The organism is Methanococcoides sp. LMO-2, assembly GCF_038432375.1.
GTDB classification, from domain to species: domain Archaea; phylum Halobacteriota; class Methanosarcinia; order Methanosarcinales; family Methanosarcinaceae; genus Methanococcoides; species Methanococcoides cohabitans.
Genome location: NZ_JBCAUS010000008.1, coordinates 1 through 13,948, shown reverse-complemented (window position 1 = coordinate 13,948; position 13,948 = coordinate 1). Strand labels below are relative to the sequence as shown.

The 13,948-nt window shown below is 31.3% G+C and carries 15 protein-coding genes; 8 read left to right on the top strand and 7 right to left on the bottom strand.

Annotation, left to right across the window (positions count from 1 at the left end; genetic code table 11):
• The first annotated feature begins 756 nt into the window (after positions 1 to 756).
• The 4 genes from WOA13_RS11555 to WOA13_RS11540 all read left to right on the top strand — a co-directional run bounded on the left by WOA13_RS11555 (position 757) and on the right by WOA13_RS11540 (position 4,192).
• A complete protein-coding gene (locus tag WOA13_RS11555) occupies positions 757 to 1,020 on the top strand; it encodes a hypothetical protein (protein WP_342128055.1) in 264 nt (87 codons plus the stop codon).
• A 249-nt stretch (positions 1,021 to 1,269) separates the two neighbouring features.
• On the top strand, positions 1,270 to 1,404 hold the full coding sequence (locus WOA13_RS11550) for a ribbon-helix-helix protein, CopG family (RefSeq protein ID WP_342128054.1): 135 nt from the start codon (positions 1,270 to 1,272) through the stop codon (positions 1,402 to 1,404).
• Between the two features lie 118 nt (positions 1,405 to 1,522).
• Positions 1,523 to 3,565, top strand: coding sequence for a DEAD/DEAH box helicase family protein (locus tag WOA13_RS11545; protein WP_342128053.1), 2,043 nt, complete (start codon positions 1,523 to 1,525; stop codon positions 3,563 to 3,565).
• 72 nt (positions 3,566 to 3,637) lie between these two features.
• Positions 3,638 to 4,192 (top strand): TOTE conflict system archaeo-eukaryotic primase domain-containing protein, encoded by a 555-nt coding sequence (locus tag WOA13_RS11540; protein ID WP_342128052.1) that lies wholly within the window; start codon positions 3,638 to 3,640, stop codon positions 4,190 to 4,192.
• A gap of 191 nt (positions 4,193 to 4,383) precedes the next feature.
• Here WOA13_RS11540 and WOA13_RS11535 read toward each other — a convergent pair whose 3' ends face one another.
• Positions 4,384 to 5,094 (bottom strand): hypothetical protein, encoded by a 711-nt coding sequence (locus tag WOA13_RS11535; RefSeq protein ID WP_342128051.1) that lies wholly within the window; start codon positions 5,092 to 5,094, stop codon positions 4,384 to 4,386.
• 100 nt (positions 5,095 to 5,194) lie between these two features.
• Here WOA13_RS11535 and WOA13_RS11530 point away from each other — a divergent pair, with 100 nt between their 5' ends.
• On the top strand, positions 5,195 to 5,461 hold the full coding sequence (locus WOA13_RS11530; protein WP_342128050.1) for a hypothetical protein: 267 nt from the start codon (positions 5,195 to 5,197) through the stop codon (positions 5,459 to 5,461).
• Between the two features lie 1,373 nt (positions 5,462 to 6,834).
• Positions 6,835 to 7,902, top strand: coding sequence for a hypothetical protein (locus WOA13_RS11525; protein WP_342128049.1), 1,068 nt, complete (start codon positions 6,835 to 6,837; stop codon positions 7,900 to 7,902).
• Between the two features lie 85 nt (positions 7,903 to 7,987).
• Here WOA13_RS11525 and WOA13_RS11520 read toward each other — a convergent pair whose 3' ends face one another.
• From WOA13_RS11520 to WOA13_RS11505, 4 genes are all read right to left on the bottom strand, one after another.
• Positions 7,988 to 8,845 carry a C2H2-type zinc finger protein gene (locus WOA13_RS11520; RefSeq protein WP_342128048.1) on the bottom strand — a complete coding sequence of 286 codons (858 nt, stop codon included), beginning with the start codon at positions 8,843 to 8,845 and terminating at the stop codon, positions 7,988 to 7,990.
• Between the two features lie 82 nt (positions 8,846 to 8,927).
• Positions 8,928 to 9,431 (bottom strand): BglII/BstYI family type II restriction endonuclease, encoded by a 504-nt coding sequence (locus WOA13_RS11515; RefSeq protein WP_342128047.1) that lies wholly within the window; start codon positions 9,429 to 9,431, stop codon positions 8,928 to 8,930.
• A gap of 32 nt (positions 9,432 to 9,463) precedes the next feature.
• A complete protein-coding gene (locus WOA13_RS11510; RefSeq protein WP_342128046.1) occupies positions 9,464 to 10,015 on the bottom strand; it encodes a hypothetical protein in 552 nt (183 codons plus the stop codon).
• A gap of 348 nt (positions 10,016 to 10,363) precedes the next feature.
• On the bottom strand, positions 10,364 to 10,690 hold the full coding sequence (locus WOA13_RS11505) for a hypothetical protein (RefSeq protein WP_342128045.1): 327 nt from the start codon (positions 10,688 to 10,690) through the stop codon (positions 10,364 to 10,366).
• A 231-nt stretch (positions 10,691 to 10,921) separates the two neighbouring features.
• Between WOA13_RS11505 and WOA13_RS11500 the strand changes: the two genes are divergently transcribed.
• Together WOA13_RS11500 and WOA13_RS11495 are read left to right on the top strand one after the other, a co-directional pair.
• A complete protein-coding gene (locus tag WOA13_RS11500) occupies positions 10,922 to 11,674 on the top strand; it encodes a hypothetical protein (protein WP_342128044.1) in 753 nt (250 codons plus the stop codon).
• 95 nt (positions 11,675 to 11,769) lie between these two features.
• Entirely contained in the window at positions 11,770 to 12,006 is a 237-nt protein-coding gene (locus WOA13_RS11495) for a hypothetical protein (RefSeq protein WP_342128043.1), read from the top strand.
• Between the two features lie 525 nt (positions 12,007 to 12,531).
• On the opposite strand, the gene WOA13_RS11490 is transcribed toward WOA13_RS11495, so the two are convergent.
• Together WOA13_RS11490 and WOA13_RS11485 are read right to left on the bottom strand one after the other, a co-directional pair.
• Positions 12,532 to 13,464, bottom strand: coding sequence for a DUF4268 domain-containing protein (locus WOA13_RS11490; RefSeq protein ID WP_342128042.1), 933 nt, complete (start codon positions 13,462 to 13,464; stop codon positions 12,532 to 12,534).
• A 44-nt stretch (positions 13,465 to 13,508) separates the two neighbouring features.
• Complete coding sequence (locus tag WOA13_RS11485; protein WP_342128041.1) at positions 13,509 to 13,835, bottom strand: hypothetical protein; 327 nt, start codon at positions 13,833 to 13,835, stop codon at positions 13,509 to 13,511.
• Positions 13,836 to 13,948: the final 113 nt, after the last annotated feature.

The following is a 13,948-nucleotide window of genomic DNA, read 5'->3' as shown; positions in this document are numbered from 1 at the left end:
AATGGAATAGGTATAATCTACAAATCAATGAATTGCAGGAACAATTGGAAGCAATTGAACAGAATACACCTTAATAATAATATTTATAAGTGATTAGGTTGTGCTGTATATTGGGGTTTTGTTTCCAATTCTATCATTTATATCACAGCAAATTTATTTCTCAAAACCCTATCTCCTTTATATTTTCTACAAAGTTCCCTTTTATAAAAAATAAATCGTTATAGTAGTATGACCTGCGGCAGATGTTAGGATAATTTTGAACAAACTAAATAATTTATTCTCTTTTGTATGATATAATAAAAAATTTAAACATATTATGTGCTATTTTCTATATATATAATAATACTATATTAAAATGGGGTTCAAATTCGAATTTTTCAATATTATTAAAGCCAATAGAGGGTTTATTTTTAATTTAAATGGATAATATTCTTTATTTTATTTTTATTTTTGTGACATTTATAAAAAACAAAAATTGCATATTTTGCAATTTTTTGTTAAAAATCCTCACACAACTAGTTTCTTTCAACAGTTTCCAAAAATACATATACTTATATATCAGAACTCTAAATTCGAATTTGTTTCATCAAAAATTCGTGCTTCCGTTGATGAATTATTCATAAACACCTATCTTCAAATTCGATTAGTGGTGACTATGGATTTTTGATGATACATATGATAAAATTTAAAAAAATTAAAAGGTGAAATAAAATGATAAAAAATTCATTACGATATGCAGTATGTCAGCGTGCATGTATGAGTCCAATAGACGAAGAAACTTGCGACGGATGTGATAGCATGGATGTTTGTATAAGTTTACATCCGGAATTAGGTGAAGTACTTTTCAAAGATGGGAATCCTGACAATGAAATGAATGCACTCGGCAAAGAAGAAATTATATTCCTACTTGAAAATTACCCAAGATTTTTTGCTGACGAAGACCTCCGTGATGAACTTCGAAATGCCGTGAAAAGTGAAACATTTGAAGGTACAATTAGAGGAGTCAGTGGTCCATGTTAATATTGAATTAAACAAAAGATAACGCTAAGTAAACACATTTGCGATTTCTATATGAAGTACTATCCGAAGAGAGGAATCGCTGCAAAAATTCAGGGAGATGATGAATCATGTGAAATAAGTCATAATTGAAATGTCAAAATTCGTAAAATAATATTTACACTTTAATACAAATGTTTATATATATGTATATACTTGTAAATAATATTAATTAAGAATATATATTTAATTAAAATGAACTGGTGAATCAAAATGCGAAGAAAAATTATGATTTCGGTTGATGAAAAAATATTGGATAAATTTGACCGGATGGCAGAGGAACGATGTATGAGCAGAAGCAAATTTGTGGCTCACGCAATGAAGAATGAAGTTGAAAAATGGGAGTAATAAAAATTAACTGAAAAAGAATATGTTGCAGACCCAACCAAAGACTTGCAACATAACACGGTATTTAACTATGAATAATGATATAATTAAAAAAATTGACTGCATCATTTATAAGGCTTTGCGTGACGGTGTATTGCACGATAAAAGAACAATAAAAGCACTTGAAATTTTAGATTCAGACGATGCAATTATTAAAGCATTTAAGGTAGCAAGAGCAGGTGCTACGACATCACTCGTATTGGCATGTATATTACTTGGGAAAAAATTATGTATAATCGAACCAACAAATAAAATCAAGTCAGAAACTATACTTAACGTTAATAAATTATTAGCTAAATACAGAGCCAAAATAATTCAATTATACAATAATTTTGAGTGTATTCTCATCAAAGCACGAATAGAAGCGAACCCACATCTTGAAAATTTTCCATACCTTCTGAAACCTGTACAATGTACAGAAGAAACTTGCATACATTATAATGAGTGTAAGGTTACTGAATTTTTAAGAAGTGATGCTTTTGATGTTGTTGCATTTACTTATGATAAATTGAATGCTATAATGAAAACATCATCTGTGGCACAAATCCTTGATAAAATTAGGGATGAATGTGACGTTGTTATTTTCGATGAAGCCCATAAATTTGCATTTCCGAATACAATACCTATAAACATTTTAGAATTAACCAATTATGAAGCAAAATTCCCACCCATTGACATTTCAAACATAAATGATGTTGAAACACTTATATTAAAATTTGAGAAGAATGGCGGAAAGTTACAAAACGTTGATGATTCGGATATACAAAAATACAAAAATAATCTTGATGGATTTATAACAGATTTCGGGTTAGAGGATTGTGTAACAGACGGCTACATGAATGAAAGGCGAGCATATTTTAAACTTTTACTTAACACAATTCCGAAAGAATATAAGAAGTTACGAAAATTAGTCCAAACTTTCTTACAAATTATAAATTCAAAAGATGTTACAACTGCCGAAACCAATGTTATTAAACACATATTAGATTCAGAAGTTAAAACGTATGAAAAACATCAAACAATGCAAATCGACAATGTTTATAATGAATTATTTTTTATCGACAAATCTTCAAAATCGGTTGAAGATGTGGTGGAAATCATTAAATTGTTGATGGAAGAACTTGAAAATTATTGTGTTGAAAAATCTCCAAATAGAGATTTTGTTACGAGCATATTCGATATGCTAAATGTAGTTCAAAACCCAAAATTGACAATACATGGTATGCAAGATACGAACAATAACATTACCATTAATATTGTAGCAATGGATATTAATTTCTTAAACAGCATAAGAAGTTTCTTGTCTTCAATGGAGAACAAAAAAGTAATTTACACAACTGCTACATTTACAGATTTCGATTATGGAATATTACATCCGCATAAAAAAATAAAAGATTTTATGTTTGGTGACCCTTTAAATACAAATGAAAAATTGACAATATTCCCCGATACAAAAATTATTAGTCCATTTCATGGAAGAAACTCATTTTATAATCACCGACATGAAGTAGAACAAAAATGTGTAACTTTATTTAGAAGTTACGGTGCTGAAAATTTCATAATTTTTTGTGTAAATATTGCAGAATGGAACTATTGGAAAGACCGATTTAAAGAACTCGGATATTATGAAGAAGATAAATATGGGAACGCAACTGAAAACAGCCCACAACTCACATACTATCAAGCATCTGACGCAATGGGTGTTGAATGTGATAAAAGAATGGGTATCGCAATCGGAATACAGCATATCCCCAAACATGCTCATGACCCCATAACAAATTCTGCCGAACTATCGCAAATATCAAGACTGCATTATGCGTACATTAACGCATTTCAAGCATGGTCAAGGGTGAAAGACCCTAACGGAAAAGAATTATCATTTTTATTTGCATTAGGATGTAATGAGAGTGAAGTTAGGAATATTGTGAAATGGGGCACGAATCCAAAAATGCAAATAAATGAATATGAAGATAAAAGAGCAAGAGAAATCATCAGAACCTTTGATGAACTCATACCAGAACCAATCGTACAAGTCGAAAAATCATGGTCTGACATCAGCACAAATGTAATGGTTTCAAAAGCATGTCTGGAAGGAACACAAAAAATTTGCCATTATATATAGACTTTAGGAAAATTTGTAGATTTCCCTTCCCACAAACTCGGAAAACATGATTTGATACACAGAATTATTAATGTGGAAAAATCAAAATTCAAGACCGGATACGGAACAAAATATATCAAGAATTCCGATAAAATAATAGACCAACACATCAACGGAAACAAGACATTAGATTTTAGACCAGTGTTAGACGGTGATACTGTAAAATCCATACATTTTGATTGTCAAAATATCCGTGATGCAGTAAAAATATTAATATATTGTTATAGTGACGCAGTACATGGTATTCTTGAAAAGGTAGATTCAAAATACCGTTTGTGGATATTTATTGAAGAAATCGAAGCATATAAAGCTAAATTATATTGCGAGAACACTCTTAAAAATTGTGGTTTTGCATTACGTGGAAATAATAAAACTGTCGATTATTTCCCGAAATCTGCGAAAGTCCATTCTCGTAATTCTCGTAATGCAATGTCATTGCTTCCTTTCGGCAAAGGTTCAAAGATTTTAATAGATGGTGAATTTGTAGAGGATTTTGATACAATCGAAATTGATGTTGTCGATATTAGTGCGGAATATAATTATCCAGAACCAAAGATGGATGTACCAGTTATTGCATGTGAAGCATAACCACTTCAAAATCGAAAAATGACCTTCGAAAATCCGTATAAGCAGAATGGTTTCTGAAAAAGAGTGTACATCTTAAGGTAAAATTTGCCGTAATATATCGGGGATTATACGGCAAATATCCTCTTAGGATGTACACCATTTGGGAAAAAGTGCTCTAATGTATCGGTATTTTGACATACAAAAATCAAAATTCATATAATAAATCCATTTATCATACTCTCATTTACATTTATTTGTACAATTTTATCGAAAGGAACGAGTTCGTTGTAATATTGGCACAAGTCAATTAATGTTTTAAAGTAGTCTTCAACATAATTATCTGTGGAAATAATGAATAATTGCCTTCCTGTTTCTTTCTCAAATAAACATTTTACTGATAAATCGCTCATTAGGTTCATATAGTCGTGTGAATTTAATTTTTCAAGGTATGAAATTATTCCCTCATCCATGAAGTAAATGTATGTTTCAATCAAATTTTTATTTAAATCGTGTAGCCTTTCAAATTCAAATTGTATTACCTCATGCAATTTTTTAGGAGGGTGGACAGGAGCATCTTCATGCATATTTAAATTATTTATTTTATCGAAGTATTTACCATCAAAATCTTTGAAAACATTCTTAGTTTCACCAGAATCATTTGCCAATCGGAAAAGAAAGTCCAGATGTATTATTAAATTCGATTTAAGCTTTTTCAAAGCAATTGCTTCTATTTTCTTTCTCTTGTCTTCTTCCTTTTTGTTAATTAACCATTCGATGATAGCTACAGATAATAGAATTCCAAATAATTCAGTTCCAGCACCTGCTAAAACACCACTTATCCAATCGTAAGGACTAAGGAAATAAGAAGAGAGAACAACAATGAAGGCTGCAAATAATAATCCGATACTAATTTTTTTACGCATCTTTCCAATCCCTTAGCCATTATCAATTCGATAATAAATTTATTTTTGATTTAAGTTCTCCGATAATTTAAATACCCGTCGCAATAATATGGAATGTTTGATGGCAGAAACTAAAGGAGCTTATGGTGAAATAACATATCCGATATGTGACAAATGTGGAAAGACATTTGATTTAGACGATGAAGTGACACTTATCACAACTGTCCAAGTAACTAATGACAATGGTTCCAATCTCTTTGGTGGACAGATAAGCATAAAATGTGATGAAGCAAATACACCAAAGTATGAAAGGATGATGTGTATGAGTTGTTGGGATAGATACAAAATGTTTCCGAATCAAAGTGAATGTAAAGGAAGAAATTTTTAACTTAATCTTATGGATATTGTATATTATTAATATCCAACTTATTTTTTGTGTCCTCAAAACAGCCTTTAACACCATTAAAAATAGTTATTGGCCAACTAACAGTAATTATAATAAAAATTATAATTTTACGTATTTTGGCATGGCATTCCAAAATAACATCATCATCATAAGTAGCTATAAGTACAATACAAAATATTTCTGACCATGGAAACTTTTATGGAAATGAGAATAAATCTTCATAAAGCCGTAGATGATGCAACTTTGTCAGCGGAACTGGAAAATTCTTGCCTATTTATAAATAATATTAAATAGTAGTACCTCTTTTACTTTCACACAAATTTGTGTAATTGCTTAATTTAATGAGATGTTTTGCATATGTCTAAAAAAAATCGTACATTGGGTGATTTGTCTGTAGATATCCTGACAATTTCAGGTTTAATTCTATTTTTGTGGATTGAATGGAAGGCTTGGAACTTTGTTTTAGACCCAGTTGGAAGTGGACTTGCTGATAAGAATTTTCTATCGTTGGTAATATACTCCCATGCAAGTTTCATTATATGTATCTTAACCTCAATTTTGTTATTATTCGTAGTAGTATGTATCATCATGGAAATTTGGGATAGATATAAAGGGTGGGCCGATACTGTAAAAATAAAATAAATATATTATTTATTCTACTTTTTAAAACTTATTTATTTTATTTAACAAAATGATTTGCTTGCTACTCCTATCTACCCAGTTTTAATCCACAAACACAAGGGTATTTTTTTGTCTAACAATTACTGTAGATGCTTATTTGATGTTATAGTAGCAATCTTCTATCAGGGTAAAGCATATTCAGAATGCTACCTGTAATAGGACAGAGAAGCTATCATGCATTCATAATGCATTCTCAAAATAACAAATTTACATCGACATAAAATAGTTTATATACCCCAAACTCAGAACATATCTTACCATAACTTTATCTCCTATTCTCATTTTAAAATCATTGATGCTACAGTCCTATGCAGAATAATCATTCTAATCGATTTTAAGAAGTTTTATCAGAAATCCATGTATTGACATGGCTCCAACCCATTACATCTTACCATGATGATGAAACTGCCTTTCAGAGTGATTCTGACAGTTGACCAGTTCCAGATACATCACAAAGTAAAATCCATCTGCTATAATGAATCCGTTAATATAAATCCATAGTTTATGCCATCCATTTTCACTAATTTCAGTGATTTCATTTCAGTAATTGCAGCCATTATAATTTACATATTTACATCGTGTCAAAAATCCTTTTATACTTGTTAATATTTATCTGTTAACAAAGATAAAAATAAAAATTTACATCCAAAATCAAGGAGAGAAATTTAAAATTTATGTTAGGAAACAACAGCAACAATGAAAATGAAACACCAAGAGTGGTCATTAACAACAATGAAAACGGCAAAGATTGTCAGGTCAAGGGAATGATTCTACGTGGATTACTTGATAAACCACCAATGAAAGGTCGAGAACTGTTCGATTCCATACCTTATGAAAATTACAACTCCTTCCGTGTACTCATCAACCGCTATTCCAGTTCCAGATACAAATATATTGAACGCATTGGTGATAAAGTTCCTTATTCATACAAATTGACCGATACAGGGCGTATACATGCCTTAAATCCGTTCCACTATCGTGAAAAATATCGAAACAGGCAAGCTCAAGACAGGAAGATGTTTTTGTTCGAAATTCTCAATAATCCGGACAAGCTAAATCATTATTTCGGAAACTTAAATGATGGACAAGTAAAAACTGTATTTGATACCGTAAAAGAATACGTAAATACAGATTTACAAGATTTTGGCGACGGGAGCGATACCCATCAATCTGAAGAAGACGGTGAAATTGATTATGAAGAGAAGTATTTGGAATTGCAGGATAAGCTGAAACAACTTGAAATTGCTAATTTCAACTTGCAACTGAAATTGAGCCAGCGACCACCACAGACTCCACAAGTTCAACAAACGTCGGATAAAAAGCCACCTTCAGCATCAGTAAAGAAAAGATATAATCTTCTTTGCACATGGGAAGGGAAATTGCTTACCTCAAGTTTCTTTGAGAATGAATTGATACCCTTCGATGTTCTTCTCAAAATAGCCAGTAAGAATAAAATGACCTCATGGAAGGAAAAATTAAATCTGGATTCTGCTGAGCGGATTGGGATATTTGCAAGAAACATATCTTCAACATTGATAAAGGAAGGTCTTTACCGGAAAGCAACGGCTGATGAAATTAAAGAAGCCGGATTTTATTTAAAAGTGAATCGTGGAATCAAAATTTTATCAAAAAAATATGTATCAATCAACAAAACTGTACTTAAACAGTCCAGTATTCCATCCACCGCAACACCTTCTAAGAATGCAAGAATTAAAATTGTAACCGATAAAAGTAAGAAGTAATCTAGGATTCATATTTTACGTCTTATACCCATCCTCTTTTTATTTCTTTTACAACAAGAGTACCTAAATCTCTATTTTTTGAATCCTAAGTAATAGGATTAAACGACGATGTGTGTCTTTTTGGATAGAACTTTGATTCTTCATCCGTTCCAACTTTTATCCTTCCCTGAACCCATTTTTGTACCCTTAGCTCATAATCAGAATTATGCTCAATTATTTCGCAAGTAAAATTATTCAGTTTGAAATACTCCACATCATTAACAAATATTTGATATTCAACAAGTATCGTTACTTTTTGTCCATCATATTTTCTGAAAAAAGAAACATCAGTATTTGGATTGGATTCTCTGATTTGAATTTCGTTCCACAACTTCTTTAAACTTGGACGGGATTCTGGAATAATTGCATTTGTTAATTTTGTGTTTTGAATTTTTTTTGTTTGTATATTATTATGTACATTTTTAACATGCTGTTTCAAAATATTTTTTGATTGGAACTTTTCACCACAGTATTTGCAAGTGTGTGTTCTTTCAATATGCATCTCCAAAATATTTTTTGTTTGAAAAAAATTACCACAAAATTTGCATTTATAAGAATGTATGTTTTTAACATGCTGATTCAAATTAATTTCTGATTTGAAATTCTGACCACAATATCTGCATTTGTAACTACCAGTTTTGTATTTACCATAATTGTGACTATCAAAATGTCTACGAGAAAGAGTTTTCAATGGTGCAGCGTTTTTATCAGTATATATTATATGCTTCCCTTCATCCTCGCCATGAACTGTTGGTAGTGGAGCTTTTACAGTTGATGAGGATTTCGGTTTAATAAAATCAAGTTCCCCTTCATCTTTTACTTCAATAACGTACGCAGAAGTCATGCAGTCACTGCAAAATCCATTAAATCCGACTGTTTTACCACAACTTCTACATTTTAGCATATTAGCTCCAATTACGTATAATTATATAAAATTTTTTAAAAACATTAGGATGTTCTGAAGGAAAGTTGATTATAAACCACTATCAATTTTCAGGTAGTAATCCCAGTAATAATATCGGTACTGGAATCGGTAACAATTTGAAGTATCGATATGCAAAATCAAATTCAGCCATGTTGCTAACGCTCGATGGTCTTGTTGGGAAGAACTCTTTTGGATTGGTTGGAACAATCAACACTGCAAGTGAAAGCAAGTTTTTTGTCAATCCATAATGGAATTTGTAATAATCACGGTAGATAGTGGCACTGTTTCCAAATTGAACTTCTATGAAGACATCATCCTTCTGAAAATCTCCTATCAACTTTGGATTATCGTGGAGTAATGGTTTCGTTTGCCAATCCGATTTTGAAAATTCAGCTTCAAATGCTTTGTTGTATGCCGTTTGATGCTGGAATGTGTTACTTCCAACCTCAATTTCAAATTCAGGTTTCCACTTTATAGCATCAATGCAATCAAATATTTCATGGACTTCACCTACATTCTGTAGAAGCTTTGGGCTGCAAAAGAAATATTCTTCCTTGAATTTCATGAATGACCGTCCTTCGAGAACAACAATTTCTGTTATATATAATGTTTAGATGAGTAACTATGCAATACTTCACAAGTCTGATTAAACCTATTTATTGGTACATACATTGAAACCATGGTTATTATGGCTAGAACCACTACTACAACAATTGCAATAGAATCGAACCGTTGGACAAGAAGTATATAGATACAAGTCCAGCTAAAATTTATTAGCATTCCTACTGCTATATTGTGAGACATAAATAATTGAGCTACGATACGTTCAATATTACAACCCTTGTCAGAGTCCATTGTTGCAATTATCTTGTATTTATCTTTAAATGCTTTTTTATATTCAGGTTTCTTATAAACACAATATCCAATTTTGAAAATAAGTGACTCTGTAGCAATACCAAATAATTGTATTATGAAACCTAAGGTAATAATGATACCAATAAAAAGAGTATCTGATGTTTCGATATATTTAAGCAAGGGTATGTTTATTTCCAATACAAGTGTCAGAACTCTAAATATGGTATAAAATATTATACTTGGAATTAATACCGTTAATATAATCCATAAGTTTTCAACTAATGATTTTGTCACATTAGACCCCCATGTATTACCCCATTAATCGATATACTATAGTATTTCGTAGTAATCTTTTATAAATTCCACTATGGATGTGCCAATATTTTTAACAAGACTGCATATACTTGAGCATTTTAGAAAAGAATGATGGTGGAGATATGTTGTCTTATTGATAATGAATTATTTCTTCCAGCCATTCCATATCTTCCTCTGTCATAGGTTCCTTATCCAATCCTTGAATCAGCCACAGCCCACTCTTACGTATTTTCTCTTCTGGAAAATGATATCCAAACCAACCCGCAGATGGATTACATACAGTTGTTCTTCTTTGATTTTCATTAATGTCCAATTATTAATGTTTGGTTAAACAACTCGACCATTGCATTCGCCAATATTTCGGAGAACAGATAGGCATACTGGGCATGCAAAAATAGTTAGAGCTATATCTTCCCGTGTATCCCAGTCCAAATCCGTGAATGCATTCATTTCGGAGCTACGTTCTTTGATAAAATTAGACAATTTTACATCGTATTCCTTTATTTCAAATGCATGACTTAAATCATAAAATGTAACAGAATCTTCGTCACTTAAATTTTTATTAAGTGCGTGGAACATGTTCTTTCCATCTTCATCAGTTCTCCCGCAAAAGTAGCACTTTTTTTCATTATCAAGATATATTTTTTCTTTCATTTATGATAATATATTTGGATTTAGCTTAAATTTTGTGGTCAGTTAGTAAAAAATAATGCTTACTTGTTTATTTAATTTTTAATAAAGCTACATATCAATACCATATATGAAAATTCATTGTCAATAGAATGAGTAGATTTTATGTTTTGTAATAATTACAAAAACTAAAGCTACTATGGAAAAATGAAAACATATAAATCTAAATAATTTTATTCCATACTGAGGAAAAATATGAATAAATTCATAAAAATTATTGGAATTCTCTTGTTACTATTTGCCACCATTGGATGCATCTCAGGCGAAGATACTGACGATAGAACAGATATGAATGATGTAGAAGTGGATAGTTCAACGGTAGCTGACGAAGGAGAAGCACTTGCACATGATTCAGAGAATGAAGTTCAAAGTAAACCAGCAGAATATGATGGTACCTTGGTTAGAAATTATGAAATCGTAGAAACTGAGGAAGACCCATGGAAAAGTGCTATCCGAAAGCAATATAGAGTGCTTGTTCCAACAGACATTACAGAAGAAGAATTAAAAGCAACTTTAATTCAAATTGTGCTGGATAAAACATCTGAAAACAAAGATATTGATGCAATATCCATTTTTGCTTATGACAGAAGAGAGGATGTAAATGGAGCCTATACTCTCGGCACAGCGGATTGGTGTCCAAATGGAAATTGGGGCGATGTCACTCCTGAAATTGCATCAAGCAATGATAGGTCTTCTTATGAATATGTATTTGACATTAAAGATAAGGTTGGGAACGATGATTTAGACCGACCTACAGATTTGGAATTTGAAATAAAAAATTATTATTCTGCATGTTATGATGCTGAATGGGATAACATTGATTTAAGCGACCCATATGCAACTGTTGATGAAGAAGTTGTTTATCAGAAAGTTGCTGACAAGTATGGAATTACTAAAGAAGAAGCAAAAGAAATCTGCATGAAGGTAACACTTTATCAAATGCAATAATTTGCTTTTCTTTTTTCTTTTTTAAAATATAGTATGTATAAGTTAGTACGAATTGACAATTAGTTATATTTTTGATAATAATTAGGAGCAAAGAAATGATTTCGAGTGAAGTTCGACGTGTTATTGATAAAATTATTGATGTTGATTATAACAATGGAAGATGTAAGTTCATGATGAGTGATTATAAGGTTTTGAATATATCTATCAATAAATTACTCAATTCCCATTATTTTGATAACTCATATGAAGCGTTATATGGTTGTCCAACTGGAATCAAAGGCAATGATTGGAATGATTTCTATGATGAACTCTGGAAAAAGATAAATGAATGATAGCTTCAATTATTTTCTCTTTCCCATAATTTAACAAAATCTTACCTATTTTTTATCATTAGGTAAATGTGCTGTTTTTGCATATCATATACGGAAAATAGTATGGATGAAAAATCTGTAAAGATGGCTATTAATAAAAGTTCCAATGGAGATTTAAGTTCTCCAAAGGATAAACATGTACAACTTTAAGGAGCATCACATCGAATTCGACTGTGAATATCCGTTACGCTGTTGAGATTATTAGCTAAAGCAACAACAGCACACCTTTCTTCATTATCAAAATGTTCCCCACTAGCAAAATTTTTACCAAAAACAAACCATTCACATTCTCTTTCGATACATTTTGTCTGCAATAAAGGACATATTTTGCCTGTCATAAAATCACATTCTCCATAAAAATTCCTTATTAATATTTATCCATTTCATCATGAAACTGAATCTTAAATTCATATTTCATTCTTTTTTTATCGTCACAAAAACTATTTATGGTAACATTTTTTTTCAAAAACGAGGGTGTGAACAAAATCATGCTCTCAAATTTTGTATATTGTTGCTTAATGCCATTTCCAATCTACCCATAGCATGAATCATTTCAGCCTGTAGATTATCCCATTTATCCCTATCTTTTAAGCCTGCTTTCGTGGTTGTCCATTTAATTCTATAAGCTTTTCTTCCTTCAACACTGTTCCAATCCAATGGTTTCATAAAAATATTTTCGATAGAGTTCTTGTTATTATGAAGTTCATCGAATCTTTGCTTGTTCAATTCTTCTGAATCTTTTCCATTATCAATAGTTAATTCAACAGATGCGGAATTCATTGTGATGCTATATGTGTAAGATAATCCAGATTTGCCAGCACTTGCACGAATCCAATTATTTTTGCTAGGTGTTTTGTCACCAAACATTGTAGAGCTGCTTTTTTGTATAAGTTCCTTCCAGAATTCACGCCTTAACTGATACCTTTCAACATCTTCCTCTCTTGCCCTTGCAAATGCTTTTTGAGTTTTACTTGGTGCACGTATTAATGAAAAATGTGGGGCAGGCATTGAATTTCCTATCTGAAGTCCTTCTAACTTTACTAGATAGAATAAAATATCATCTGGGGTGTTATTATTTAACCACTCGATTACCTGTATATGCTGTTCATCTCCATCTTCACAAATCCATATTGCAGTTTTTGCATCAAGTCCTGTAAGATATGTAAGCAATTTCCCCAAGTGGTCATGGTCTGATTTTCCATATTGATTCTCAATAACAACATTATTGTCATTTTCATCTTTGGCAAGTATATCAAGTGAAAATGAACCACACCTTTTCTCCTTTTGAACAAAAGAAAGTTCCATTTCAATTTCTCTGCCAAGAATCTCAAGGTTTTTTGCAAGCCATGGTGTAAAATCAGAATCTTCCCTTTTCCACATATCTTTAATTCCCACCTTTTCAATTTTCCCAATATCCATATGATAACTTCCTTCCAAAATTAAATCGATGTTTATTATTATGCTTAATCTTCAACAATGGGATTTTCAAAATCCTTGTTAAAATCCAAAAATACAGGTTCATCCTTTTCAGATGCCAAAATTTTAGCTTTGTTTATCCATTGAATAATATGTTTGATACGAGAATCAGAACCACTTTCCTTATCATATCTATAGATGGTGTAACCTACCTCGCTAGTCGTTATCCCAATAAGACGTTCACGGTCATCATCATTAATTGTTATAGAACTGTTATCAGCATAGTCCGAACAAGTTTCAATTTTTTCTGCGTTTACATACCTATGTTCTACGTCATAACTCTCATCTTCTGTTCTTATCCATACTGATGTCATACTGTCACCTACATTGAACATTTTATTAGAAGAAAGATACATTTAATAATATTTAAAATAGGATTCTTTGTTCATCTTATCAGTATTTGACCTGTACAGAAAGTTTCAAGATG